Below are 25,193 nucleotides of genomic sequence, written 5' to 3'. Positions count from 1 at the left end.
AACCGCCCGATGGCAATCTGAGCGCTAATCGGGCGGTCCGCGTCCTTTGGGATGGGCATGGTGAAGGTTTCCAATCGGATCGGCAGGGCGGTGAAGGCTCTGCGCATGTTTACGTCGCGCCTCTCGTCGGACCGCGGCGGCAATGTTGTGATGATCTTCGCCCTGGTGATGCCGGCGCTGATCATGCTGACCCTGGGCGGCATCGACATCAACCGCGTGACGACGGCGAAGGCCCGCGTTCAAGACGCGCTGGACGCCGCCGCCCTGGCCGCGGCGCGCTCGTCCTATACTGATCCGAAAGACCTGAAGACTGTCGCGCTGGTGGCGCTGAGAGCCAATCTACGCAACGCGTCGGTGGAACCGTTCGCCGATGACGCCGTCAAGATCGAGTTGACGAAAGACCAGATCGTCATCGCCGACATCCAGGTCCAGGTGAAGACGCTGATCGCCAATGTCGTCCTGCCCCCCTATGGGAAGATTCTGGACGACACCCTGCCCGTAAGCGTCCACTCCGAGGTGAACCGATCGTCCAAGGATATCGAGGTTTCGCTGGTGCTCGACATCACCGGCTCGATGGGCAGCAACAATCGGATCGGCGATCTGAAGAACGCCGCAAACCAGTTGATCAAACTGGTCGTTCAGCCGGCGGCGAAACAGACGCCCTACTATTCCCGGATGGCCATCGTACCCTATTCGATCGGCGTCAATCTGGGTGCTCGCGCCGACGCCGCACGCGGCGCCTCAATCGGATCGACCAGCATCAGCGGCGCCGCATGGGCGGCGGCGGCGGCCAAGTCGATCTCCGGCATCACGCGCGCTTCGCCGGGCGTCGTGACCGCCAACGGCCATGGGCTATCGACCGACGACTACGTCTGGATCAGCGGCGTCAACGGCATGACCCAGATCAACAATCGCGCCTATAAGGTCGTGCGGATCGACGCCAATCGGGTGTCCCTGCAATATCAATCGGGCCAGAACTGGTATGCGCTGAACACGAGCAGCGGATACAGCAGCTACAGCTCGGGCGGTCAGATCCGCAAATGCATGCGCTCCGACTGCTTCGTCACCATCACGTCCACCAATCACGGCTTGTCTGAGGACGAGGGTGTGCAGATCACTGGCGTGAACGGCATGACGGCTCTGAACAACAGCAGCGGGCTCTTTGAAGTTCACGAGCGCACATCAAAGGACGCCTTCGTCGTGCCGGTCGGGGGCACAACCTACGCCGACTATTCCAACGGCGGCGCCGTTCAATGCGGCCGCGACGGATGCGCCAAACGTGTCTTCCGCGATCCGCAATACAATCGCTTGACGGTATTCGACAATACGACCTGCGTCAGCGAACGCGCAGGATCGTCCGCCTATACCGACGCGGCCCCCAGTTCTACCTACGTCGGCCGAAACTACGCGTCTCCACGCAATCCCTGCCCAGCAGCGACCGTTCAACCGCTGACGTCCAATATCGACACCCTGACCAGCCTGGTGAACGGGCTGTCTGTCACAGGCTCGACGGCGGGTCAGATCGGCCTGGCCTGGGGCTGGTACACGGTATCCAACCAGTTCAATGGTTTGTGGTCGTCAAATCCGGCCGCCGCCTATGCGCCGACCAAGGTGTTGAAGGCCGTCATTCTGATGACGGATGGTGAGTTCAACACCCCCTATTGCGGCGGCGTGATTGCTCGCGACGCCGGCTCGGGGTCCGGCAATCTCTACGACAAGATCGCCTGCGACGCGACGAACGGCGACCCGTTCGATCAGGCCGCAAAACTGTGTACCGGCATGAAGGCCAAGGGCGTGATCGTCTACACCGTGGGATTCTCGATCACGCCCGGCAGCGACGCGGCCAACATCCTCAGCACCTGCGCTACCGACAAGGATAAGGCCTTCCTGCCACAGTCGGGCGCGGACCTGTCCAACGACTTCCAGGCCATCGGACGCGACATCACCCGACTACGGATTTCCCGCTGACGGCCTAGAGCAGGCGGATTTCGCGCAGGCGTTCGGTCAGATAATCCTCGGCCAGGATGGTCTTGCCCGCATAGCGATCGGGATTGTCCGGCGTGATGGCGCTGGGCAGGGTCTCGATCGGGAAGTCCGGGTTGAAGTGCAGGAAGAAGGGCGTCGAATAGCGGGCGAAGCCGCGACGTTCAGGCGCCGGATTGACCACGCGGTGGGTCGTCGACGGCAGGACGTGGTTGGTCAGCCGCTGAAGCATGTCGCCGATATTGACGACCAGGGCGCCGGGCGGCGGGGCGATGTCGAGCCAGCTGCCGTCCTTGTCCTTCAGCTGAAGACCAGCCTCTTCGGCGCCGAGCAGGAGGGTGATGACATTGATGTCTTCATGCGCCCCGGCGCGCACGCCAGGCGCATCGGCCGGAACCGGCGGATAGTGCAGCATGCGCAGGACGCTGTTGCCCATGTCCACCTTGTCGGCGAAGAAGTCGTCGCCCAGCTTCAGATAGCGGGCGATGGCGCGCAGGATCTTGGCGCCGAGCGCATCCAGGTCCTCGAACATGCCATAGAGATGCTCTTGGAAGCCCTGGACCTCGGTCGGCCAGACGTTGTCGCGCATATAGCGGCGATAAGGATGGCCTTCGGGCAGTTCCCGGCCGACGTGCCAGAACTCCTTCAAATCGACCGTCTTGGCGTCCTTGGCCGCCTCGACGCCGAACGGTGTCAGGCCCCGCGCGCCGCCCGTACCGGGCTGATGGTATTGGCGCTTCACCTCTTCCGGCAGGGCGAAGAAGGCCTTAGCGTCGTCGATGGCCGCAGTGATGCGCGCCTCGTCCAGCCCATGGTCGGCGACCACAGCGAAGCCATAGCGTGAGAAGGACGCGCCCAATGCGTCGCTGAACGCCTGAAAATCGGCGTCGTACTGCGTCATCGAAACCGGCTGAATGGCGCGGTCGGTCGTGTGGTCCGTCTGGGTCACGCTCACGGCGTCGTCCTCGATCTGGGGATGTGCGGCGGTTCCCATACGCCTAATCGGCGGCCTTGTCAGGGCCATGGCGCGTGCGGACGTGGCAGGCATTCATGCGCCGTACAGATTGGAACCTTCACAGTAAGCGCACGTTTCCGCGCCAGATCGCTCAAAAGAAAGGGACCATTCCATGCGCGCCAAGTTCATCGTCGCCAGCGTTTCCATCGCCGCCCTGTTGGGGGCCGCCGCCTGCACCACCACCGACCCCTATCGTTCGGGTCCGGTTCGCAACAACACCGGGACCGGCGCCATCGCGGGTGCGTTGGGCGGCGCGGTTCTCGGCTATCTGACCAACACCTCGAACGGCGAACAGGGCCGCAAGAACGCCCTGATTGGCGCCGGCATCGGCGCGCTGGGCGGCGCGGCGGTCGGTCAATATATGGATCGTCAGCAACGCGCGATGGAAGCCGAACTGTCCGGTTCCGGTGTCGGCGTGGCGCGTCAGGGCGACCTGCTTGTGCTGCGGATGCCGTCGGACGTGACCTTCGCCACGAACCAGTCCTCCATCGATCCGCGCTTCCTGCCCGTGCTGGACGATGTCGCCCGTGTTCTGCAACAGTATGACCAATCGACCGTGGACGTGATCGGCCATACCGACTCTTCAGGCGGCGACGCGATCAACCAGCCCCTGTCGGAGCGCCGCGCCAGCAGCGTCGCCTCTGAACTGGTGCGCCGTGGCGTTCTGGCCCAACGCCTCTACGTCGCCGGTAACAGCTCTCGTAACCCGGTGGCCTCGAACGCCACCGCCGAAGGCAAGGCGCAGAACCGCCGCGTCGAAATCCTGATCCGGCCGTTCACCGGCTGATCGGCGTCAAAATCAGAATGCTTGAGGGCGGCGTCGCGAGGCGTCGCCCTTTTTCTCTGCGTAGACGCGTCACGCAGTAGGTGAGACGGCGCAAAGAAAAACGCCGCCTCCTGTCGGAAGCGGCGTTCTGTCTTTCGACAACTTCGAAGGTTGAAGCCGATCCGGACGAACCAGATCGGCTCCTGAAAGTCTTAGAAGTTGATGTCGATGGTCGCGCGGCGGTTGAGCGGTTCGCGCACACCGTCGGCGGTCGGCTTGGCCAGGTTGGTTTCGCCCTTGCCGTCGAGGGCGATCACGCCGCCGTTGACGCCTTGAGCAACCAGGGCGTCCGCGACGGTGCGCGAACGACGGTTGGACAGACCCAGGTTATAGGCGGCCGAACCCGAGGTGTCGGTGTAGCCGACGATCAGGACGCGCGTCGGTGCGCCCGACTTGGCGTAGTTGGCGGCCTGCGTCACCACCGAGCGGGCTTCCGCGGTCAGGTCCGAGCGATCCCAGTCGAAGTAGACGACGAACTGGCGAGCGACCGGCTTCTGAGCGACCGGCGGCGGGGGCGGCGGGGGCGGAGGAGGCGGCGGGGGCGGGGGCGGCGGAGGCGGCGGCGGCGGCGGGACGTCTTCCGCACCGAAGCTGTAGCGCAGACCCAGGGTCACGGTGTGCGACTGATCGTAGTCGCCGTCCCATTCGCCGAACTGCGTGGCGCCCACGCCCGTGCCGGCCGTCGTCGAGGCGAAGTTGGCGTCGCCCGTCAGATAGCGGTAGGTCAGGTCGATGTTGGCGCGGTCGCCGATGGCCCAGGCCAGACCGGCGATCGCCTGAGCGGCGAACTTGGTGGAGGTGTCGTCGGCGGCGAAGGTGGCCAGACGGTTGGCGCGCAGGGCGCCGATCGTGTTGGTGTCGACGCGGTTCACACCGGCGCCGAGGCCGACGAACGGACGAACGCCCCAATATTCGAAGCCGAAGTCATAGATGACGTTGGCCATCAGTGTGGCGGACTCGATGTCGCCTTCGGGCGAGAAGCAGCCGCCCGTCGCCGGGGTCAGGTTGCACAGGCCTTGCGTGCCGGTGACGGCGCGAACGCGGCCGATGTCGCCCGAGCGATAGCCGCCTTCCAGTTCAACGCGCCAGTTCGGGTTGAAGCGGTAGCCAAGGCGAGCAAACGCCGCCCAGCCGTCGTTCACTTCCCAGTTCCAGTTGGCGCCGGTCGTGGACGATTCAGCGTTGATATCGTCGATCATGTGGTAGCCGGCGTCGATGGCGCCGTACCAGCCATTGGGTTCCGCCGACGCAGCGCCAGCCGACAGGGCCAGGGCGGCCGCTGCGCTGGAGGCCAGCACGAAAGTCTTCATACGCATAGGGGGGTATCCCTCCGCCTCTGTTATAGTAGGGGGCGGGTCTACCGCCTACGCGGGTCTTACCAGCCTTGCTGTATAAGGTCGAGGCGGAAACGTGACGGCACCGATCAGCAAAGGCGAGACCGTGGCCTTGATGATACAGATAAATTTGGCGTCAAGGCACAGAGTAGTTAACGTCCAGCCTTCGGCGCGTCACAATCCACGACGGCGCGACACTATAACCTATGCGAGCGTCACGGCTCGATTTTTGGATCGACCATCTGCATCCCGAGCCACTCGGCAATCAGCGCCGGCTTGTCGGCCCCGTCGATCTCGACCGTCAGTTCGTGCTTCAGCAACCAGCGTCCGCCGCCCTTGTCTTCTGCCGACAACAGCCTGAAGCGGCCGCGAACACGTGAACCTGCCGGCACCGGCGCGAGGAACCGCAGTTTGTCGAAGCCGTAGTTGACGCCCATGAGGACGCCCTCTAGCGGGGCCACGGCGTCATAACTCATGGCCGAAGCCAGGCTCAGGGTCAGGAAGCCATGCGCGATAGTTCCGCCGAACGGCGTGGCTTTGGCCGCTTCCGGATCGACATGGATGAACTGATGATCTTCGGTGCAATCGGCGAAGGCGTCGATCCGGGCCTGAGTGACATCGAACCATTTCGACACCCCGACCTCCTGTCCGATCAATGCCTGTAGTTCACTGGCTTTGGTCATCGTGCGTTTCCTCAGTGCGTGTGAGGAGAGGTTGGCCGACCGTCACGGGGAAGGAAAGCCCTTCAGCCGCCGAAGCGCCCCTCGATGATCTGGGCGTACAGCGTCGGATCGACGTTGCCGCCAGACAGCACGATGGCCGTCGTCCGTCCTGTCGTCCCGATCTTTCCGGCAAGCAGGGCCGCGAGCGAGACGGCGCCGCCCGGCTCGAGGACGATCTTGAGATGGCGGAACGCGAACCGCATCGCTTCCGCGACCTCCGCGTCCGAGACAGTGATCGCCCCAGCCAGTCGTCGATTGATCGGCCAGGTCAGCACGCCCGGCATCGGCGACATCAGGGCGTCGCAGATCGACGGCGCGCCCTGTGGATGCCTGACCCGCTCCCCGGCCGCCAGCGATCGCGCGGTGTCGTCGAAGGCTTCGGGCTCGACCACGAACACCTGCGTCGCGGGACTGCGTTCGGCCATGACCAGATTGATCCCGGCCATCAACCCGCCGCCGGACGCCCCGCACAGCAGCTGGTCGAAAGGCGCATCCGCCTGATCCAGCATTTCCAGCGCCGTCGTCCCCTGGCCCTCGATGATGAAGGGATCATCGAACGGCGGAACCAGGATCGAGCCACGCTCGGCGGCGATGGCCGCGCCGATCGCCTCGCGGCTTTCAGTCCAGCGGTCGTAGAAGCGCACCTCGCCGCCGAAGCCGAACACGCCTTCGACCTTCACCCCCGGCGAATCCGACGGCATGACGATGATCGCCGGCGTCCCGACCATGGCGGCGGCCGCGGCGACGCCCTGCGCATGGTTTCCGGATGAGAAGGCGACGACGCCGCGCGCCTTCTCCTCGTCTGTCAGTCGGCTGATGCGGTTGTAGGCGCCGCGAAATTTGAAGGCTCCGGCGCGCTGAAGGCTTTCCGCCTTCATCAGAACCCGCCCGCCGACCACCGCGTTCAGAGCCGGGCTTTCGAGCAGAGGCGTACGGACGGCGACCCCGTCGATCTGGCGGGCGGCGTCGAGGACGCCTTCATAGCTGGGCAGGTGCGTCGTCATATGCTCCCCTTAGCCCAAGACGCAGCCGGGAGAGAACCATGAGCCTGATCCTCGCCATCGACCAGGGCACGACCTCGACCCGCGCCATCGCCTTCGAGGTCGCGCCTCAAGCCGCGCCAAGCGCGGTCGGCGAAGAAAAAGGAGACCTGAGGCCCGTCGCGGTCAGCCAGATCGAACTGGCCCAGCATTTTCCCAAATCCGGCTGGGTCGAACATGACGCCGCCGAAATCTGGGCCGCGACGCTGCAGACGTGTCGCGAGGTGGTGCGCAAGGTTGGCGGCGTCGCCCGCTTCGCCGCCATCGGCATCACCAATCAGCGCGAAACGGCCGTGATCTGGGACGCGGCGACCGGCGAGCCTCTGCATCGCGCCATCGTCTGGCAGGATCGCCGCACTGCCGACGTCACCGCCCGCCTGACCGCCCAGGGCCACGAGCCGAGGGTGCAGACCGCGACCGGCCTGATCCTCGATCCCTATTTCTCAGCGACCAAGTTCGCTTGGCTGATGGATACTGTGCCCGGATCGCGCGAGCGGGCGGCGAACGGCGAGGTCAAGCTGGGTACGATCGACGCCTGGCTGATCTGGAAACTGACCGGCGGCCAAGTCCACGCCACCGATGCGACCAACGCTTCACGCACGTCCTTGATGGATCTGAAGACGGTCGAATGGCGTGACGATCTGTGCGGTTTGTTCGACATCCCGCGCGAGGCCCTGCCCGGCATCGTCCCTTGCGCGGGTGTGATCGGCGAGAGCGATCCGGCGCTGTTCGGCCGGCCTCTGCCCATCGCCGGATCGGCGGGGGACCAGCAGGCGGCTCTTGTCGGGCATGGGGCGCTCAAGGCCGGGGACGCCAAGATCACCTATGGCACCGGCGCCTTTCTGGTCGCCAATGTCGGCATAGAGCCGGTGGCCTCGACACGACGTCTGTTGGGCACGCTCGGCTATCAGGCCGGCGGCCAGACCGCCTATGCGCTGGAGGGGTCGATCTTCTCGGCCGGCTCGGCGATCCAGTGGCTGAGGGACGGAGTCGGGCTGATCTCGGAGTCGCGCCAGTCGGAGGCGATGGCGCAGACCCTCGGGGATAACGGCGGGGTCTATATGGTTCCGGGCTTCACCGGTCTGGGTGCGCCATGGTGGGAGCCGGAAGCGAGGGGGACCATCGTCGGGCTGACACGGGATTCCGGTCCGGCCCATTTCGTCCGCGCCGCCTTGGAGGCCCTGGCCTATCAGACGCGCGACCTGCTCGACGCCCTGGCCGCGGACGGCGCCCCGCCTCTGAAGACGCTGAAGGTGGACGGGGGCGTCACCGCCAACAGTTTCGCCATGCAGTTCGTCGCCGACATCTGCGAGGTTGAGGTCGAACGTCCCGCCTTCCAGGAAATGACGGCCCTGGGCGCTGCGCGCCTGGCGGCCCTGGGCGTCGGCCTTTTGCCGGACTTGGAGGCTCGCCCGGCCGAGGCGCCCGCCTGCTGGAAACCGCGCATGAAGGCGGATGAGCGCGAGCGTCTGCTTTCCGGCTGGCGTCGCGCGGTGAAGGCCGCCATCATCGCCGCGCCGGACCGGGCGTGAGATCCGGACGGCTCAAGGAAACGACAAGGACCGCCGCATGACCGACGCCGCCCCGCTGGACGCCCAGAGCGCCTTTTCCGGCACGCGCGAGGTCGATCCACGCTATCGCCTGGACGAGGCGGCGCTGGACGCCTGGATGCGCGCCCATGTTTCGGGCTACGCCGGCCCGCTGACGGTGCGCCAGTTCAAGGGCGGCCAGTCGAACCCGACCTATGAACTGGTCACGCCCTCGGCCGCCTATGTGCTGCGGCGGAAACCGCCCGGCGTCCTGCTGCCCAGCGCCCATGCCGTCGACCGCGAGTTTCGGGTCATCTCGGCCCTGGCCGCGCAAGGCTTCCCCGTCGCCAAGCCGCATGCCCTATGCCTGGATGAAAGCGTCATCGGCTCGATCTTCTATGTGATGGACAAGGTCGAGGGTCGGATTTTCTGGGATTTGAAACTGCCCGGCCTGACGCCCGCGGAGCGTCGCGCCGTCTATGAGGCCCAGACGGACACGCTGGCTCGGCTGCACGCCTTCGATCCGGCCGCCATCGGCCTGGGCGACTACGGCAAGGCCGGCAACTATTTTGCGCGTCAGGTCGGCCGCTGGACCAAACAGTATCGGGCGTCTGAGACCGAGCCAGTTCCGGCGATGGACCGGCTGATCGCCTTCCTGCCCGAAAGCCTCCCGGCCGAGGGACCCAGCCGCATCGTCCACGGCGACTTTCGTCTCGACAACATGATCCTTGCGCCGGATCGAGCAGAGGTTCGCGCCGTGCTGGATTGGGAGCTGTCGACCCTCGGCGATCCTATGGCCGACTTCTCCTATCTGCTGATCGCCTGGGCCATTCCGGCTTCGCTGCGCAACGGCCTCGCCGGCGCCGATCTGGAGGCCCTGGGCATCCCGTCCGTCGAGGAGACCGTCGAACGTTACGCCGCCGCGACGGGAATGCGGCCCGCCAACCTCGACTGGCTCTACGCCTACAACCTGTTCCGCCTGGCCGCCATCTGTCAGGGCATCGCCGGCCGGGTTCGCGACGGCACCGCCGCCAGCGCCCACGCCAAGACCATGGCCGCCCAGGTCGGTCCGCTCAGCGACGCGGCGTGGGGATTTGCGAAAAAGGCCGGCGCCTAGTCCCGGACTGCGGCGCCCAGGATGCGCTTGTCGGCCTTGCCTTGCACCAGCACCGCCACGGCCTCGCCGGGCCGGGCGGAAGGCAGAGCGTAAAGCATCGGTCGGCCGCGCCATTCGCCAAGGCGCGTCACGCCGCGCACGACGTTCATGTGACGCACGGCCTGACCCCGGTTCTCGCCCTGGCGGACCTCGACCACCTGAGGGCCTGGCGTATAGGTCACAGCCACCACCTCAGCGCCGCCCACTGGCGCGCGGCCGGAACCGACGCCGACGCCGGCTCCGTTCTCGCGGAATTCGATCTCGGGCGGCCAGGCCTGACGCACCGCCTCCTGACCGATGGCGGTTTCAAGCTCGACGCTGCGGGCCCCCGACACCTGACGTCGGCCGTCGATCACGACCTGGGGCGTCGAGACGCCGCGCTGGCGCAAGGCGGCGCGATAGGCGCGCTGGCGCTGAACGAACTCGGGCCGGGCGAAGGTGTCGGTCCAGCCGAGGTAATCCCAGTAGTCGACGCCATAGGTCAGGGCGATCACGCCCGGCTGGGCCGCCGCCTTCTCCACCGCCGCATTGGCTTCGATGCAGCCGCCGCAGCCCTGAGCGGTAAACAGTTCGACGACCACCGGCGGGCCGCTCGCCGTCGCATGACGCGGCCCAAGCGGCGGACGCCCCGCCGCCGGCTGGGCCGCCGAGGCGACGGACATGAGGGCGCCCGCCATGATCGTGCCCGCGATGATCCAGCCCTTGGTGTTCATGCCGTCGTCTTTAACCCTCGGCCTTTCTTGTCGCGCCTCATAATCGCGTGAGCCAATCGGGGCTCAAGCAGCGCAAAGCGCGATAGCCCCCAGGAACAAGCCTCAATCCATCAGCTGTTGCGACAGATAGACATAGTGGCGGGCCCAGCGACGGGCGTTGGCGACTGGGTCGGCGTCGTTGGAGTGACCGCCGGCCGTGTCCTCATAATAGAGGTGGTCATAGCCCATATCGCCCAGGCGCGCGGCGAACTTGCGCGCATGGCCGGGGTGGACCCGGTCGTCACGCGTATTGGTGGTCAGATAGACGCGCGGATAGGACTGGCCCGGACGGAGCTGCTGATAGGCGGAATATTTCGAGATCCACGCGGCTTCTTCCGGGATGCGCGGGTCGCCGTATTCGCCGATCCACGACGCCCCGGCCGGCAGTTCGTGATAGCGCAGCATGTCCACCAGCGGGCTCTCGATCACCGCCGCATTGAACAGCTCCGGGTGCTGGGTGATCGACACCGAGGTCAGGACCCCGCCGTTCGACCGACCATAGATGCCCAGCCGACGCGGGCTGGTGATCCCGCGTTGTTCCAGATCGCGCGCCACGGCGGCGAAGTCGTCAAAGGCCTTCTGGCGATTACCGTCCAGCGCAGCCTGGTGCCAGTCGGGCCCGAACTCGCCCCCGCCGCGGATATTGGCCTGCACGAAGACCGCGCCCCGCTCCAGCCACAGCTTGCCCATCTCGGGCTTGTAGGCCGGGTTCAGGCTGACTTGGAAACCGCCGTAGCCCAGCATGACGGTCGGGTTCGACCCGTCCAGCTTCATGTCGCGCGGACGGGTGACGAAATAGGGAATCTTGGTCCCGTCGATCGAGGTCGCCTCGAACTGTTCGGTCACGTCACGCGACGCGTCGAACTTGGCCGGCGCGGATTTCAGCGTGGTCAGGGTCGCGGCGTCCGCATCGGCCAGGCTGAGAGTCGGTGGAACGAGGAAGCCCTGGGTTGAGACGAAGACCTCGCCGCGTGATTTGGACGAGTCGCCCAGACCGACCGCGAGGTTGTCGGGGACGGAGATGTCCGTCCGTGGCCAGCCCCATTCGCCACGATCCAGGAAGACGGCCGCGCGGCCGCGAACGTTGTCTGTGTAAGAAACGACTACACGGTCCGACAGAACGCGGACATCGCCCACCGCTTGGCGCGCATTGGGCGAAAAAATCAGCGGCGCAGCGTTGCTGATGATGACCTGATCTTCCTGCGCTTGCAGCACCTCGAGCGCTATCGACAGCAGGTCGCCACCCTTGAACGCCCCTCCGCCGGGCGGACTCCAGTTCTCTTCCGGCGAGAAGATCAGGGCGTCGTTCAGGACGCCATAGACGGACACGCGGGCGGGCAGGCGAAGCTGCGTCGTCTTGCCGTCATGCGCCAACTGCCACGTCTCCGAGCGGAAGGTGTCCAGCGGGCGGGTGATGATCACCGCCGTCACCTTGCCGTCCTTGTCGCGATAGACGGCTGGGCTGACGCCATAGCCGCCGTCGCCCTGGTCGCCGCGATAGACCTCGGTCGCCTGGTTCAGGGTCTGGCCACGCTTCAGCGTCTTGACGATGAAGGGATAGCCGGACTCCGTCATGGTTCCGGCGCCGAAGTCGGTGGCGACCAGAAGCGTGTCGCGGTCCAGCCATTCGATGCGGTGCTTGCCTTCGGGCAGGTTGAAACCACCATCCACGAAACGTTTGGTGGTCAGGTCGAACTCGCGCACGACCACCGCGTCCTTGCCGCCGTCGGACAGATTGATCAGGCAGCGCGTGTCGTCCGGCGCCAGGCAATCGGCGCCCTTGAACACCCAGTCCTTGCCCTCCGCCTTGGACAAGGCGTCGATGTCCAGCAGCGTCTCCCACTGCGGCGTCGCGGTCCGGTAGCTGGCCAGCGTCGTGCGGCGCCAGACGCCCTTGGGATTGGTCGCGTCCTGCCAGAAGTTGCCGATCCCGTCGCCCAGGAAGGATGGGCTGGGGATGCGGTCGGTGGCGGTCAGGATCGCCTGGGCCTCGGCGCGGAAGGTCTCATAGCGCGGATCGCCGGTCAGGGCGGCGAGGGACTTTCGGTTCTCTTCGGCGACGAAGGCCATCGCCTCGGCCCCGTCCACCTGCTCCAGCGCCAGATTATCGTCCGCGGCCGCGACGCCCGCCGGGGTCAGATCGCGGGGGAAGTGGGGCGGAGGGCTGTCGTTGGTCGTCATGACGATTTCGTCGCCGCCGGTCGCGACCGGCGTGCTCGCGCAGGCGCCCAGCAGAAGTGCCGGAATGGCGGCGGACAGGATCAGGTGACGCATGGCTTGAACTCCGCAAATCTGATCCTCCCCCGCGTCGCGGGGGAGGGGGACCGCCGTCAGGCGGTGGAGGGGGCGGAACCAGACACGGTGCGCGGGGTCGCCCCCTCCACCACTTCGTGGTCCCCCTCCCCCGTTCGCAAGCGCTCACGGGGGAGGATTGAGTGCTATTCCTGCGCCGGCGTGTCCATCAGGCGGCGCGACAGATAGGTGTATTCCAGCGCCAGGCGACGTGCGGTCTCGCGCAGGTTCGCCCCGGCCGCGTGGCCGCCGTCGACATTCTCGTAGAACAGCACCGGATAGCCCAGCTCCTCCAGCCGCGCCGCCGCCTTGCGGGCATGGCCCGGATGGACGCGGTCGTCCTTGGTCGAGGTATGGATGAAGACTTCGGGATAGGGCTGGCCCGCACGCAGATTCTGATACGGCGAATACTGCTCGATCCAAGCGCGCTGCTCGGGGATGTCGGGGTTGCCGTATTCGCCGATCCACGAGGCGCCGGCCAGCAGCTTGTGGAAGCGCAGCATGTCGAACAGCGGCACCTGGATGACGGCGGCGTTGATCAGGTCCGGCCGCTGGGTCAGCATCGCGCCCATGAACAGCCCGCCTTGCGAACCGCCCATGATGCCCAGCTTGGGCTGGCTGGTGATGTCGCGGGCGATCAGGTCCAGGGCCACGGCCTGGAAATCCTCATGCGCGCGCTGGCGGTTCTGTTGCAGGGCCGCCTCGTGCCAGCGGGGTCCGAATTCGCCGCCGCCGCGCGTATTGGCGATGACATAGACGCCGCCCCGCTCCAGCCACAGCTTGCCGACCGTCGCCGAATAGCCGGGCAGCAGCGAGCTTTCGAACCCGCCATAGCCGTACAGAAGCGTGGGGTTGGAGCCGTCCAGCGGCATGTCCGCCTTATGCACCACGAAATAGGGGATCATCGTCCCATCGGCCGAGCGGGCCTCGTGCTGATCGACCGTCATGCCGGCGGCGTCGAACTTGGCCGGCATCGACTTGACCTGATCGACCGCGCCCGTCGCCGCATCGGCCAGCCACAGGCTGGACGGGTTCAGATAGCCGGTGACGCTGACAAAGACCTTGTCGTCCTTCTCCGAGGCCGAGCCGACGCCGACCGAGACATTTTGCGGCAGATCCAGCGTCGTGTGCGCCCATTCGTCCTGACCAGGGGTATAGATCCGCACTGACCCGCGCACATTGTCATATAGGGCGACGACCAGACGGTTGCGCGTGACGTTGACGCCCTCGATGGCCTGACGCTCGGTCGGACGCAGCACCAGCTGGGCCGGGGTCGCCTGATCGGCCAGCCAGGCCTCCAGCGGCCAGGCGATCAGGTCGCCGGTCTTGAAATCCTGACCCGACGGCGCGGTCCAGTCCTGTTTCAGCGACACCAGAAGCTGGCCCTGGACCAGGCCGGTGATGTCGGACTTGGCCGGCAGTTGAAGCTGGGTCAGGGCGCCGTCGTCGCCCAGCCGCCAGGTCTCGGACGAATAGAAGTCCACCGAACGGTTGATCAGGGTCGCCTTCACCACCCCGTCGGCGTCGCGCAGCGTATAGCCTGACACCGAGACGTCGGTCGGTTGGCCGGTGAACAGGGTCTCGGCCTCGTCGGGTGTCTGGCCGCGCTTCATCCGCTTGACCACCATCGGATAGCCCGAGTTGGTCAGGGTGCCGGGACCGAAATCGCGCGAGATCAGCAGGGTGTCCTTGTCGATCCAGGATGCGCCGCCCTTGGATTCCGGCAGGGTGATGCCGCCGTCGACAAACTTGCGCTCGACCGTGTCGAACTCGCGCAGGGTCACCGCGTCCTTGCCGCCGTTCGACAGGCTGATCAGGCAGTAGCGCTCTTCGGGCTGAAGGCAGGTCGAGCCCTTGTAGACCCAGTTCTGGCCCTCGGCCGCCGCCAGGGCGTCGATGTCGAGGATGGTCTGCCACTCGGGCGTGGCGGAGCGATAGCTGTCCAGCGTCGTGCGGCGCCACAGCCCGCGCACATGCTGGGCGTCCTGCCAGAAGTTGTCGATATGGCCGTCATGGGTGAAGCCGGGCGACGGGATGCGGTCCTGGGCCTGGACGATCTCCAGCGCCTGCTGATGCAGGGTTTCGTAACGGGGATCGCCCTGCAGGACGGCGAAGGTGCGTTCGTTGTGGGCCTTGACCCACTCCATCGCCCGCTCGCCCTCGACCTCTTCAAGCCACAGATAGGGATCGGTCGCGTCACTGGTCGCGAAGCCGCCGGAGGCTGGAGCGGGAGAGGAGGCGGGGGTCTGGGCCATGGATACCGAGGTCAGGCTGGTGGAGGCGAGAAGCGTCGCAAGCGCGACGGCAGAAGCACGGATCATGGACAGGTCCCCGAAAACGAAGCCGGCACCTTAACGACGCCTTCCCGTGCGGCAAGCCGTGCGACCTTACCGTTTTGTCACACCGGTGGGACGCGCCGCCTCAACCCTCGTCGGGAATGCAGAGCAGCTTGCCGCACGCCTTGCAGTGGACGGCGTCGGGGTCGTGGTTCTGGAGGCCGCAGCGGTCGCAGGGGAAATGCACCTTGTGCGGTCGGATCAGGGCCTGGGCCAGGCGCAGGAACAGGGTGATGCCGACCAGCATGACCGCGATGGACAGCAACCGCCCCCATGGCCCCGGCAGGGTGACGTCGCCGAACCCCGTCGTCGTCAGGGTGGCCACTGTGAAATACAGCGCATCCACATAGCCGGCGATGCCGTCATGCCCCCTGAAGGTCGCATAGACGAAGCCGGTCGCCACAAAGACGAAGGTGATCAGATTGGCCAGGGCCCGCGCGATCCCCTCCACCCGCGTATCGTCGAACCGCGCCCCCACGGTGCGCCAGAAGAAGTCCGAGTTCAGCAGGGTCCACAGCCGCAGCATCCGCAGGAAGCCGAGATTGAACAGCCAGGCCGGGAACAGCAGGGTCGCCAGCACGAACAGGTCGACCCAGACGATCGGCCGCTTCAGCCAGTCCTTGATGTTCGCATAGGCATAGGCCCGCGCGGCCAGGTCCAGGGCCAGGATGGCGGCGATGAAATAGTCCAGTGCATAGAAGGCCCAGCCCATGTTCTTCAGGATGGGCGCCGCCAGGAAAAAGCCGATGATCGCCAGGTCGATGACGATGACGGTCAAGCGGAACTTCACCGCCGCCGGCTGGCTGCCGTGATACAGGTATCGCAGTCGGGCGCGCAGTCGCAGGCCGTTGTCCTTGAGGTCGGTTTCGGTCTGGGACACGCTGGTTTCCGCGACGCTGGGTTGGGCCTATATGGCCTGCATGACCCGTCCTTTCGTCAAGATGAACGGCGCCGGCAATGACTTCGTCGTTGTCAATGCGCTGGAACAGCCGTTCGCTCCCAGCGAGGACCAGATTCGTGCGCTGGGCGACCGGCACACGGGCGAAGGCTTCGATCAGCTGATCGCCATCGAACCGTCGGACACGGCCGACGCCTTCATGCGGGTGTGGAACGCCGATGGATCGATGGTCGAGACCTGCGGCAACGCCCTGCGCTGCGTCGGCTGGCTGTTGATGCAGGCGAACGGCTCGGACCGCGTCGTCATCGACACGGCGGGCGGCCCGACCACCGCCACCCGCGCCGGCGACCACCGCGTGACCGTGGACATGGGCCAGCCTCGCCTGGACTGGACCCAGGTGCCGCTGGCCGAAGAAATGGATACCCGCGGGATCGAGCTTCAGGTCGGGCCGATCGACGCGCCGATCCTGCACACGCCCGGCGCCGTCTCCATGGGCAATCCGCACGTGGTCTTCTTCACCGACCGCCAGGACGACGGCTTCGTCACGGGATCCGGCTCGCTGGTCGAGCATCACCCCTTGTTTCCGCAAGGGGTCAATGTCGGCTTCGCCAATGTGCTGGACCGCGATCACATCCGCCTGCGGGTGTGGGAGCGGGGCGCCGGCCTGACCAAGGCCTGCGGCACCGGCGCCTGCGCCGCCCTGGTCGCCACCGCGCGGCGCGGCCTGACCGACCGCAAGGCGACAGTCGTCGTCGATGGCGGCGAACTGGTCATCGACTGGGACGCCGCGACCGATCACGTCCTGATGACCGGGCCGGTCGAGATCGAACGGACGGGCGTGCTGTCGATCTGACGGCGTTGACGCTGACGCGCAGGTCAAGCTCGGGACCGATTGCTCAGGCTTCCTCCGCGTCAAGGGTTGGCGCGGCCCGTCCCAGCCTCTAGGACACGAACGGTTACAGCCACGCCGACGCCCTGGACGACCGATGCCCGATCAGACCGAAAAGCAAACCTTCTCCGACGACGAAGCGCTGGACTTCCACCGCATCCCGACGCCGGGCAAGATTTCGATGGCGCCGACCAAGCCGATGGCGACCCAGCGCGACCTGTCGCTGGCCTATTCGCCGGGCGTGGCCGTGCCGGTCCTGGCCATCGCCGCCGATGCGGACAAGGCCTACGACTACACCTCCAAGGGCAATCTGGTCGCCGTGATTTCGAACGGCACGGCCATCCTGGGCTTGGGCAACCTGGGTCACATGGCCTCCAAGCCGGTGATGGAGGGCAAGTCGGTCCTGTTCAAACGGTTCGCGGACGTCGACAGCTTCGACGTCGAGGTTAAGACCACCGACCCGGACGAGTTCATCACCGTCGTCAAGAACATCGGCGACACCTGGGGCGGCATCAATCTGGAGGACATCAAGTCCCCCGAATGCTTCGTCATCGAAAGCGAGCTTCAGGACCTGCTGGACATCCCCGTCTTCCATGACGACCAGCACGGCACCGCCATCATCTCGACCGCCGGCCTGATCAATGCGGTCCATATCGCCGGCAAGAAGCTGGACGAGATCAAGGTCGTGCTGGCCGGCGCCGGCGCGGCGGGCCTTTCCTCCATCGCCCTGATGAAGGCCGCAGGCGTCAAGGCCGAGAACACCGTGATCTGCGACCGCGACGGCGTCGTCTACAAGGGTCGCGACCACGGCATGGACCAGTGGAAGGCCGCCCACGCGACCGACACGCCCCTGCGCACCCTGGCCGAGGCCATGGTCGGTGCCGACGTGGTGCTGGGCCTGTCCGCCAAGGGCGCGATCACCAAGGAGATGGTGGCCTCCATGGCGCCCAATCCGATCATCTTCGCCATGGCCAACCCCGACCCCGAGATCACGCCCGAGGACGTCAAGTCGGTGCGATCCGACGCCATCATCGCCACTGGCCGCTCGGACTATGTGAACCAGGTCAACAACGTCCTGGCCTTCCCCTATCTGTTCCGAGGCGCGCTGGACGTGCGGGCGCGCCGCGTGAACCACGAGATGAAGATCGCCTGCGCCCAGGCCCTGGCCGCACTGGCGCGCGAGGACGTGCCGGACGAGGTCGCCGCCGCCTATCGCGGACGCAAGCTGAAGTTCGGTCCGGACTACATCATCCCGACGCCCTTCGACCCGCGCCTGATCTGGTACATCCCGCCCTTCATCGCCCAGGCGGCGATGGACACCGGCGTGGCCCGCGTTCAGATCGAGGATATGGACGCCTATCGTCACGCGCTACGGTCGCGCGTCGATCCGTCGGCCGCCCTGATGCAGAAGATCAGCTCGGCCGTGCGCGGCGGGCCGAACAAGCGCGTCGTCTTCGCCGAGGGCGAGGAGCCCGCAGTCATCCGCGCCGCCTGGGGCTTCAAACAGGCCGACCTGGGCACGCCGATTTTGGTCGGCCGCGAGGATCTGATCCGTCAGAACGCCGCCGAGGCCGGTCTGAACTTCGACGAACTGGGCATCGAGATCACCAACGCCCGCGTTTCCGACCACAATGTCGAGGACACCGACTGGCTGTACGAAAAGCTTCAGCGCCGGGGCTATCTGCGCCGCGACGTGCAGCGGATGATCAATCAGGACCGCAACTATTTCGCCGCTACCCTGGTCGCCAAGGGCCGGGCCGACGCCATGGTCGCGGGCGTGACCCGCAACTTCAACATGGCGCTAAAGGAGGTCCAGCGCGTGCTGGACGTGGACGACACCCTGATCGGCCTGTCGATCCTGCTGGCCAAGGGTCGCACCCTGTTCGTGGCCGACACCACCATCCACGAGCTGCCGAACGCCGAGGAGTTGGCCGACATCGCCATCAAGGCGGCCGATACGGTCAGGAAGCTGGGTCGCAATCCGCGCGTGGCCTTCCTGTCCTATTCCACCTTCGGCAACCCGCCCGGCGACCGCGCCGAGAAGGTGCGCGAGGCGATCCGCATCCTGGACAAGAAGGGCGTCGATTTCGAATACGAAGGCGAAATGCCGCCGGAAGTCGCGCTGGATCCCAAGGGTCACGCCGCCTACGCCTTCAACCGCCTGACCAAGCCGGCCAACGTTCTGGTCATGCCCGCCATCCATTCGGCCGCCATCTCGACCAAGCTGGTTCAGGCCCTGGGCGGCGCGACCGTGATTGGTCCGCTGCTGGTCGGTCTGGAGAAGCCGGTGCAGATCGTATCGCTGGGCGCCTCGGTCAGCGAGATCATCACCGCCGCCACGTTCGCCGCCTATGACGCCGGTCCCGCCTTCCAGGGCTCGGGCCTGACCTCGGCGCCGCGTCCCCCTGCGGCCGTGGTCGAGCGTTGAGCGAACCCTCGCCCTTTCCCCCCGCCGCCCCGCCGCCCCGGCGGGTGGAGCCGGGCCTCTATCTGGTCGCCACCCCGATCGGGAACCTGCGCGACATGACGCTGAGGGCGCTGGACGTGCTGGCCGCCGCCGACCTGGTGCTGGCAGAGGACACCCGCGTCACCGCCAAACTGCTGAGCGCCTATGGTCTGAAGGCCAGGCTGGAACGCTGCGACGACCACGCGTCCGGTCGCGCCGCCGAACAGGCGATCGAACGGCTGCGCGAAGGGCAAGTCGTGGCCCTGGTGTCGGATGCGGGCACGCCGTTGGTCAGCGACCCCGGCTTCGTCGTCGCCCGCGCGGTGATCGCCGAGGGCCTGCCCGTCCATCCGATCCCCGGCGCCTCGAGTTTGTTGGCTGCCCTGTGCATTGCCGGCCTGCCCGCCGACCGGGTGCTGTTCGCCGGCTTCCTGCCGCCCAAGACGGCCGGCCGCACCGCCGCACTGGAAGCTTTGAAGAGCCATCGCCAGACGCTGGTCTTCTTCGAAAGCGGGCCGCGTCTGAAGGACAGTTTGACCGACATGGCCGCCGTGCTGGGGCCGCGCCCTGCCGCCGTAGCCCGCGAGCTGACCAAACTCTATGAAGAGTGCGTGCGCGGGCCGCTGGACGACTTGGCCGTCGATCCGCGTCTGGACAGCCCCAAGGGCGAGATCGTCGTGGTCGTCGGCCCCGGCGAAGAGGTCCAGGCGACCGAGGCCGACGCGGAAGCCGCCCTGATCGACGCTCTTCGGACCTTATCGACCGGCGACGCCGCCTCCGAGGTGGCCAAGGCCTTGGGTCTGAACCGAAAGACCCTGTATCGCCGGGCGCTGGAGCTAAAGGGCAAGTGAAACGCCTGTCTCGTCCCGCGCCGGTCCGTCGCCCCAAGGCGGCGTGGCGTCAGGCGAAGGGCGGGACGGCGTTCAAGTCCGGTCATGCCGCCGAATGGATCGCGGCCTTCTGGCTGATCCTGCGCGGCTATCGCGTGCTGGGGTTCCGTCTGAAGAGCCGGGCCGGCGAGATCGACCTGCTGGTCTGTCGCGGTCCGGTGCTGGCGGTCGTCGAGGTCAAGCGCCGCGCGACGATGGAGGCGGCCCTGCTGGCGCTGAAGCCGGCCCAGTACGATCGACTGGTCGCAGCGGGCGAGGCGATCCGGCGCAATCGGCCGGGCCTGCAACGTCTAGAATTGAGAATTGATATGGTGGCGCTGGCTCCCTGGCGCGTTCCACGTCATCTTCGCGGCGTCGAGAGGCGCTGACGAGGGGATCGCATGACGCGCGAGGAGGCCGAGGCCGTCCTGACCGCCGCCGGTCAGGCCGAAGACGACGCCTTTCCCTTGCTGGAGGCGGCGATCGCCTGCGCCATTCATGACCATCCGTTGCGCGATCCCGAGCCTGTGCGCGCCCTGGCCCGCAACGCCTGCGAGCGGCTGAAGGAGCGGATCGGCGGCGAAGGTCCCGACGAGGCCCTGGCCGAAACCCTGTGCGCCGACCTGCGGCTGAACGGCGACCTGATCCATTACGACCATCCCGACAACACCGACATCATCGCGGTCGCCGAGCGGCGGCGCGGCCTGTCCGCCGTGCTGGCGGTCTTCTATCTGCACGCGGCGCGCGCGGCCGGGATCACGGCGGCCGGCGTCGATTTTCCCGGCCATTTCATGGTTCGCGTCGAAACGCCGGAAGGACCCGTCGCCCTGGACCCGTTCAGCCAGGGGCGGCTGATCCTGCCCAGCGAACTGACCCGGCGCGCGCTTCGTGCCGGTCTGATGCCGCACGTCGCGGATCGGCTGGATCTTCTGATGGCGCCGGTGACGGATCGTCAGTCGCTGATCCGGCTGCAGAATGTGCTGTTCAGCCGCGCCATTCGCGGTCGGGACTATGAGGGCGCCGAGCGGTCGGCGCTGCGTCGCGCCCTGCTGGACCCCGAGGACCACCGGCCGTGGCTCGATGTCGCCTCGGCGCGCGAGAAACAGGGGGCGCTCGCCGGCTCGTTGCAAGCCCTGGCGCGCGCCCAGGGTCTGGACGGCGTCGAGGAGGCGCGGCGGTTCACGACCTTCGAGCGCGTGCGGATGCAGTTGAACTAGACGACGGCCTCGCCGCGCAAAAGCCGGGGCAAGTCGCCTGTCGCCCCGCCCGCCTCCTGCATGAAGGCGCGGCGTAGAGGTCCGATGCGATTGACCGCGGCCATGCCCAGGTCGCGCGCCAGACGCACCGGCGCGATGTCGTTGGAGAACAGGCGTACAAAGGCGTCGAAACCCGCCGCCAGGGCCGCCGTATCGAACCGGCGCCAGCGGGCGTAACGCCCCAGAACGGTTTCCGACCCGATATCCTCACCCAGACGCGCGGCCTCGGCCAAAACCTCGGCCAGAGCCGCCGCGTCCTTCAGCCCCATGTTCAGACCCTGGCCGGCGACGGGGTGAACGCCGTGCGCCGCATCCCCGATCAAAGCGATGCGCGGCGCGATCAGTTTTTCCGCCAGGCTCAGCGACAGCGGATAGACGAAGCGCGGACCCTCGACGGTCGCTCCATCAAGAAACTCCCCGAACCGCCGCATCAGATGGGCGTGGAAAGCCTCGTCCGACGCGTCGCGCAGGGCCTCGCCCCGCCGCGTCGTCTCGGTCCAGACCAGGCTGGCGCGCTGGGCCGTCAGAGGCAGGATGGCGAAGGGGCCGCTGGGCAGAAAATATTCGTGGGCGACATTGCCGTGGTCGCGACCCAGCCGCACCGTGGCCACGACGCCGCTCTGGCCATAGCCCCAGCCGACAGTCTCGATCCCTGCCGCACGACGCACGGCCGAGCCTCGCCCCTCGGCGCCGACGGCCAGGGGCGCGATCAGGGTCGATCCATCGGCCAGGGTCACGGTCGCCTTGCCCGCATCCGTCTCGACTTTCGTCACGGACGCTGGCGCCCGCACCGCGACACCCGCCCGCGTGACGGCCTCGGCCAGGGCCGCACGGATGCGGCGGTTCTCGACCATGTAGCCCAGCGGTTCGCCCCCGGTACGCCCGCCGATTTCGTCGGCGTCGAAGCGCAGGAAGGTGCGCGAGGCGGACCGGCTGGCCGCGCCCGGCCGACGCCCGTCCGTCACCAGAATATGGTCCATCCGGCAGGCGTGGGGACGCAGGGTTTCGCCCAGGCCCAGCGCGTCCAGCATGCGGAACGTCGAAAAGGCGACGGCGGTCGATCGTCCGTCGAAGGTCGGCGCCAACTGGGCGCTGAACGGCTGCGGATCGACCATCACGACCTTCAACTGCGCTTGCGCCGCCGCCAGGGCGAAGGCCGCCCCGGTCAGCCCCGCGCCGGCGATGACGATGTCGTAGCGTTCGGTGTCAGCCATGGAAGGCTTGTCGCGCCGTCGCGGCCAAAGGTCCAGAGGACGGTTTGTCCATCGCCAAGGCCAAGCTGGTAAATAGCCCCTTAACCCTGTGGGTGCGACAAAGGCGTCGAACGTCAGCCGCCGGAAGGTTCGATCCTTCATGTCCACCGCCCTCGTCATCGGCCGTCAGGCCTGGATCAGCGCCCGCATCCTGTGGGACGCGCCCTTCGTGGTGCGGTTCAGGGGCGTCTTGCAGGCCCTGCTGGCGACCCTGCTGCTGATCGCCTTGATGTCGTGGAACCCGGCGGACGCCAGCCTTAATGCGGCCTCCAGCCTACCGACGACCAACTGGCTTGGGGCGAACGGCGCCCTGTTCGCCGACCTGTTCATGCAGTCTCTGGGCCTTGCGGCCTGGCCCGCCGCCCTGCTGCTGGTCGCCTTCGGCCTGGCGCGCGCGGTCGGCGATGCGATCCAGCAAAGGCTCAAGCCTACGCCGTTGAAGGCCCTGGCCGCGACCGGCGGGGTGCTGCTGCTGTCCAGCGCGCTGGCCGCCCTGGCCGCGCCCGCCGCCTGGCCGCTCGCCGCCGGTCTGGGCGGTCTGTGGGGCGATGCGGTGACAGGCTTAGCGGCGCGCGGTCTCGGCGCCCTGCATATCCCCGGCGGCCGCATAATCGCGGGCCTCGTCTTCCTGATCGCCGGGTTGTGGCTGGTCGGTTTCGCCATCGGCCTGCGGGCCATGGATTTCCTGGACGCCCTGAACTGGGGCAAGTCGTTGCGCGCACCCGCGGCGGCTCAGCCGAAGCCCCAGGCCGCCCGCGAAAAGGCGCCCGCCAAGGCTAGAGCGCCCCGCGCCGCGCCACCGGAAGAGACGCCGCTGGCCCCGACCTATGCCGAAGAGCCGCCTCAGACCGCCTATGACGACCTGCCGCCGTGGGAGGACGACGCCGTCCAGCCCGCGCCCCGCCCCTCGGCCGCCCGCCCGGTCGAGCCGCGCGTCGCCGCGGTCAAGGCGCCCAAGGCCAGGAAGGACGACGTGGACCAGCAGGCCTTCGACTTCACTCGGCCCGAGGGTGATTTCGACCTGCCGCCGCTGGGCATATTGAGCAAACCCGGTCAGCGCACCGCCTCGGTCGACGAGGAGTCTCTGAAGCAGAACGCCAAGATGCTGGAAGGCGTGCTGCAGGAGTTCGGCGTGCGCGGCGTGATCGACCAGATCCGCCCCGGCCCTGTCGTGACGCTCTATGAACTGGTGCCCGCGCCAGGCGTGAAGCACGGCCGTGTGGTCGCTCTGGCCGACGATATCGCCCGGTCGATGTCCGCCCGCGCCTGTCGGATTTCCGTGGTCCAGGGCCGCAACGCCATCGGCATCGAACTGCCCAACGCCAAGCGCGAGACCGTCTATCTGCGCGACCTTCTGGCCAGCGCCGAATACGACAAGAAGGGCCATCTGCTGCCCCTGGCCCTGGGCGAGACCATCGGCGGCGAACCCTATGTCGCCGACCTGGCGCGGATGCCGCACCTCTTGATCGCGGGCACCACGGGCTCGGGCAAGTCGGTCGGGGTCAACGCCATGATCCTGTCGATCCTGTATCGCCACAGCCCGGCCGAATGCCGCTTCATCATGATCGACCCCAAGATGCTGGAGCTGTCGGTCTATGACGGCATCCCGCACCTGCTGGCGCCGGTCGTGACCGATCCAAAGAAGGCCGTCGTCGCCCTGAAATGGACGGTGCGCGAGATGGAGGATCGCTATCGCCGCATGTCCAAACTGGGGGTGCGCAACATCGCCAGCTACAACGAGCGCGCTCGCGAAGCCCAGGCCAAGGGCGAGCATTTCGAACGCACGGTCCAGACCGGCTTCGACGACCAGGGCCGCCCGGTCTATGAGTCCGAGAAGATCCGGCCCGAGCCCCTGCCCTTCCTGGTCGTGGTCATGGACGAAATGGCCGACCTGATGCTGGTCGCCGGCAAGGACGTCGAGGGCGCGGTTCAGCGTCTGGCCCAGATGGCCCGCGCCGCCGGCATCCACCTGATCATGGCCACCCAGCGCCCGTCGGTGGACGTCATCACCGGCACCATCAAGGCCAACTTCCCGACCCGCATCTCCTTCCAGGTCACGTCCAAGATCGACAGTCGGACCATCCTGGGCGAACAGGGCGGCGAACAGCTGCTGGGCCAGGGCGACATGCTCTACATGGCCGGCGGCGGGCGGATCACGCGCCTGCACGGCCCGTTCGTCGACGACAAGGAAGTCGAGGACGTCTGCAAACACCTGAAGGCCCAGGCCGAGCCCGACTATCTGGATCTGATCACCGACGAGCCGGACGGCGACGGAGACAACGGTTTCGACGAAGGCGGCGGCGGCGGATCCGGCGACGACCTGTACGACCGCGCCGTCGCCGTGGTCACCCGCGACCGCAAGGCCTCGACCAGCTATGTCCAGCGCCGTCTCCAGATCGGCTATAACCGCGCCGCCTCCCTGATCGAGCGAATGGAGCAGGAAGGCGTGGTCAGCCCCGCCAACCACGCCGGCAAGCGCGATGTCCTGGCCGGCCCGCCGCCGATGGTGTGACGAAAATCGAGGAACGGCTGCGGCTCGGAGCCGTTGTCTGACCCGCTATCGCGTCCAAGCTTCAGCATTTCGATGAACAGGGCTT

At 67.0% G+C, this 25,193-nt stretch carries 19 protein-coding genes; 10 read left to right on the top strand and 9 right to left on the bottom strand.

Features of this window, described 5'->3' with window-relative positions; translation table 11 throughout:
* Nucleotides 1-57: 57 nt before the first annotated feature.
* Entirely contained in the window at nucleotides 58-1,968 is a 1,911-nt protein-coding gene (locus HF680_RS09720; protein WP_185224912.1) for a TadE/TadG family type IV pilus assembly protein, read from the top strand.
* 4 nt (nucleotides 1,969-1,972) lie between these two features.
* Here the strand turns inward: HF680_RS09720 and HF680_RS09715 are convergent, their stop codons facing one another.
* Nucleotides 1,973-2,884, bottom strand: a complete 912-nt coding sequence (locus HF680_RS09715; protein ID WP_185225048.1) for an isopenicillin N synthase family dioxygenase — start codon at nucleotides 2,882-2,884, stop codon at nucleotides 1,973-1,975.
* Nucleotides 2,885-3,110: 226 nt separating this feature from the next.
* Here HF680_RS09715 and HF680_RS09710 point away from each other — a divergent pair, with 226 nt between their 5' ends.
* The gene (locus tag HF680_RS09710; RefSeq protein WP_045811096.1) at nucleotides 3,111-3,785 is read left to right on the top strand and encodes an OmpA family protein; all 675 of its coding nucleotides are present in this window, start codon (nucleotides 3,111-3,113) and stop codon (nucleotides 3,783-3,785) included.
* Between the two features lie 191 nt (nucleotides 3,786-3,976).
* Here HF680_RS09710 and HF680_RS09705 read toward each other — a convergent pair whose 3' ends face one another.
* From HF680_RS09705 to HF680_RS09695, 3 genes are all read right to left on the bottom strand, one after another.
* Nucleotides 3,977-5,134, bottom strand: a complete 1,158-nt coding sequence (locus tag HF680_RS09705) for an OmpA family protein (RefSeq protein WP_185225047.1) — start codon at nucleotides 5,132-5,134, stop codon at nucleotides 3,977-3,979.
* A 239-nt stretch (nucleotides 5,135-5,373) separates the two neighbouring features.
* On the bottom strand, nucleotides 5,374-5,841 hold the full coding sequence (locus tag HF680_RS09700; protein WP_185224911.1) for a MaoC family dehydratase: 468 nt from the start codon (nucleotides 5,839-5,841) through the stop codon (nucleotides 5,374-5,376).
* Between the two features lie 62 nt (nucleotides 5,842-5,903).
* Complete coding sequence (locus HF680_RS09695) at nucleotides 5,904-6,884, bottom strand: threonine ammonia-lyase (protein ID WP_185224910.1); 981 nt, start codon at nucleotides 6,882-6,884, stop codon at nucleotides 5,904-5,906.
* A gap of 38 nt (nucleotides 6,885-6,922) precedes the next feature.
* On the opposite strand from HF680_RS09695, the gene glpK reads away from it, so the two are divergent.
* Nucleotides 6,923-8,452 carry a glycerol kinase GlpK gene (gene glpK / locus HF680_RS09690; protein ID WP_185224909.1) on the top strand — a complete coding sequence of 510 codons (1,530 nt, stop codon included), beginning with the start codon at nucleotides 6,923-6,925 and terminating at the stop codon, nucleotides 8,450-8,452.
* 37 nt (nucleotides 8,453-8,489) lie between these two features.
* The gene (locus tag HF680_RS09685) at nucleotides 8,490-9,566 is read left to right on the top strand and encodes a phosphotransferase family protein (protein WP_185224908.1); all 1,077 of its coding nucleotides are present in this window, start codon (nucleotides 8,490-8,492) and stop codon (nucleotides 9,564-9,566) included.
* Here the strand turns inward: HF680_RS09685 and HF680_RS09680 are convergent.
* From HF680_RS09680 to HF680_RS09665, 4 genes are all read right to left on the bottom strand, one after another.
* Entirely contained in the window at nucleotides 9,563-10,318 is a 756-nt protein-coding gene (locus tag HF680_RS09680; RefSeq protein ID WP_185224907.1) for a DUF1223 domain-containing protein, read from the bottom strand. The two genes, HF680_RS09685 and HF680_RS09680, sit on opposite strands and share 4 nt — an antisense overlap.
* 102 nt (nucleotides 10,319-10,420) lie before the next feature.
* Nucleotides 10,421-12,631, bottom strand: a complete 2,211-nt coding sequence (locus tag HF680_RS09675; RefSeq protein WP_185224906.1) for a prolyl oligopeptidase family serine peptidase — start codon at nucleotides 12,629-12,631, stop codon at nucleotides 10,421-10,423.
* Nucleotides 12,632-12,795: 164 nt separating this feature from the next.
* The gene (locus tag HF680_RS09670; protein ID WP_185224905.1) at nucleotides 12,796-14,970 is read right to left on the bottom strand and encodes a prolyl oligopeptidase family serine peptidase; all 2,175 of its coding nucleotides are present in this window, start codon (nucleotides 14,968-14,970) and stop codon (nucleotides 12,796-12,798) included.
* 100 nt (nucleotides 14,971-15,070) lie between these two features.
* Entirely contained in the window at nucleotides 15,071-15,865 is a 795-nt protein-coding gene (locus HF680_RS09665) for a potassium channel family protein (protein WP_185224904.1), read from the bottom strand.
* Nucleotides 15,866-15,905: 40 nt separating this feature from the next.
* Between HF680_RS09665 and dapF the strand changes: the two genes are divergently transcribed.
* The 5 genes from dapF (at nucleotide 15,906) to HF680_RS09640 (ending at nucleotide 21,304) form a co-directional block, all read left to right on the top strand.
* Nucleotides 15,906-16,736: a diaminopimelate epimerase gene (gene dapF / locus HF680_RS09660; RefSeq protein ID WP_039246815.1), complete on the top strand. Its 831-nt coding sequence runs from the start codon at nucleotides 15,906-15,908 to the stop codon at nucleotides 16,734-16,736.
* A gap of 133 nt (nucleotides 16,737-16,869) precedes the next feature.
* Nucleotides 16,870-19,200, top strand: a complete 2,331-nt coding sequence (locus HF680_RS09655; protein WP_137720507.1) for an NADP-dependent malic enzyme — start codon at nucleotides 16,870-16,872, stop codon at nucleotides 19,198-19,200.
* Nucleotides 19,197-20,069 carry a 16S rRNA (cytidine(1402)-2'-O)-methyltransferase gene (rsmI, locus tag HF680_RS09650; RefSeq protein WP_185224903.1) on the top strand — a complete coding sequence of 291 codons (873 nt, stop codon included), beginning with the start codon at nucleotides 19,197-19,199 and terminating at the stop codon, nucleotides 20,067-20,069. Before HF680_RS09655 ends, rsmI begins: the two co-directional genes overlap by 4 nt.
* 5 nt (nucleotides 20,070-20,074) lie before the next feature.
* Complete coding sequence (locus tag HF680_RS09645; protein ID WP_205196211.1) at nucleotides 20,075-20,476, top strand: YraN family protein; 402 nt, start codon at nucleotides 20,075-20,077, stop codon at nucleotides 20,474-20,476.
* Between the two features lie 12 nt (nucleotides 20,477-20,488).
* Nucleotides 20,489-21,304 (top strand): SirB1 family protein, encoded by an 816-nt coding sequence (locus HF680_RS09640; protein WP_039246771.1) that lies wholly within the window; start codon nucleotides 20,489-20,491, stop codon nucleotides 21,302-21,304.
* On the opposite strand, the gene HF680_RS09635 is transcribed toward HF680_RS09640, so the two are convergent.
* Nucleotides 21,301-22,557 (bottom strand): UbiH/UbiF/VisC/COQ6 family ubiquinone biosynthesis hydroxylase, encoded by a 1,257-nt coding sequence (locus HF680_RS09635; RefSeq protein ID WP_185224901.1) that lies wholly within the window; start codon nucleotides 22,555-22,557, stop codon nucleotides 21,301-21,303. The two genes, HF680_RS09640 and HF680_RS09635, sit on opposite strands and share 4 nt — an antisense overlap.
* A 139-nt stretch (nucleotides 22,558-22,696) precedes the next feature.
* Here HF680_RS09635 and HF680_RS09630 point away from each other — a divergent pair, with 139 nt between their 5' ends.
* Complete coding sequence (locus HF680_RS09630) at nucleotides 22,697-25,108, top strand: FtsK/SpoIIIE family DNA translocase (RefSeq protein ID WP_185224900.1); 2,412 nt, start codon at nucleotides 22,697-22,699, stop codon at nucleotides 25,106-25,108.
* Nucleotides 25,109-25,193 lie beyond the last annotated feature (85 nt).

Origin of the sequence: Brevundimonas huaxiensis, from assembly GCF_014218725.1 — a bacterium.
In the GTDB taxonomy this organism is placed as follows: Bacteria; Pseudomonadota; Alphaproteobacteria; order Caulobacterales; family Caulobacteraceae; genus Brevundimonas; species Brevundimonas huaxiensis.
The sequence above is the reverse complement of the archived record's forward strand: the minus strand, read 5'-3'. Positions and strand labels throughout refer to the sequence as shown.

Excerpts from the sequence above, each read along its gene's own strand:
- HF680_RS09720 (WP_185224912.1), top strand. The coding sequence starts at position 58 with ATGGTGAAGGTTTCCAATCGGATCGGCAGGGCGGTGAAGGCTCTGCGC.
- HF680_RS09715 (WP_185225048.1), bottom strand. The coding sequence starts at position 2,884 with ATGACGCAGTACGACGCCGATTTTCAGGCGTTCAGCGACGCATTGGGC.
- HF680_RS09710 (WP_045811096.1), top strand. The coding sequence starts at position 3,111 with ATGCGCGCCAAGTTCATCGTCGCCAGCGTTTCCATCGCCGCCCTGTTG.
- HF680_RS09705 (WP_185225047.1), bottom strand. The coding sequence starts at position 5,134 with ATGAAGACTTTCGTGCTGGCCTCCAGCGCAGCGGCCGCCCTGGCCCTG.
- HF680_RS09700 (WP_185224911.1), bottom strand. The coding sequence starts at position 5,841 with ATGACCAAAGCCAGTGAACTACAGGCATTGATCGGACAGGAGGTCGGG.
- HF680_RS09695 (WP_185224910.1), bottom strand. The coding sequence starts at position 6,884 with ATGACGACGCACCTGCCCAGCTATGAAGGCGTCCTCGACGCCGCCCGC.
- glpK (WP_185224909.1), top strand. The coding sequence starts at position 6,923 with ATGAGCCTGATCCTCGCCATCGACCAGGGCACGACCTCGACCCGCGCC.
- HF680_RS09685 (WP_185224908.1), top strand. The coding sequence starts at position 8,490 with ATGACCGACGCCGCCCCGCTGGACGCCCAGAGCGCCTTTTCCGGCACG.
- HF680_RS09680 (WP_185224907.1), bottom strand. The coding sequence starts at position 10,318 with ATGAACACCAAGGGCTGGATCATCGCGGGCACGATCATGGCGGGCGCC.
- HF680_RS09675 (WP_185224906.1), bottom strand. The coding sequence starts at position 12,631 with ATGCGTCACCTGATCCTGTCCGCCGCCATTCCGGCACTTCTGCTGGGC.
- HF680_RS09670 (WP_185224905.1), bottom strand. The coding sequence starts at position 14,970 with ATGATCCGTGCTTCTGCCGTCGCGCTTGCGACGCTTCTCGCCTCCACC.
- dapF (WP_039246815.1), top strand. The coding sequence starts at position 15,906 with ATGACCCGTCCTTTCGTCAAGATGAACGGCGCCGGCAATGACTTCGTC.
- HF680_RS09655 (WP_137720507.1), top strand. The coding sequence starts at position 16,870 with ATGCCCGATCAGACCGAAAAGCAAACCTTCTCCGACGACGAAGCGCTG.
- HF680_RS09640 (WP_039246771.1), top strand. The coding sequence starts at position 20,489 with ATGACGCGCGAGGAGGCCGAGGCCGTCCTGACCGCCGCCGGTCAGGCC.
- HF680_RS09635 (WP_185224901.1), bottom strand. The coding sequence starts at position 22,557 with ATGGCTGACACCGAACGCTACGACATCGTCATCGCCGGCGCGGGGCTG.
- HF680_RS09630 (WP_185224900.1), top strand. The coding sequence starts at position 22,697 with ATGTCCACCGCCCTCGTCATCGGCCGTCAGGCCTGGATCAGCGCCCGC.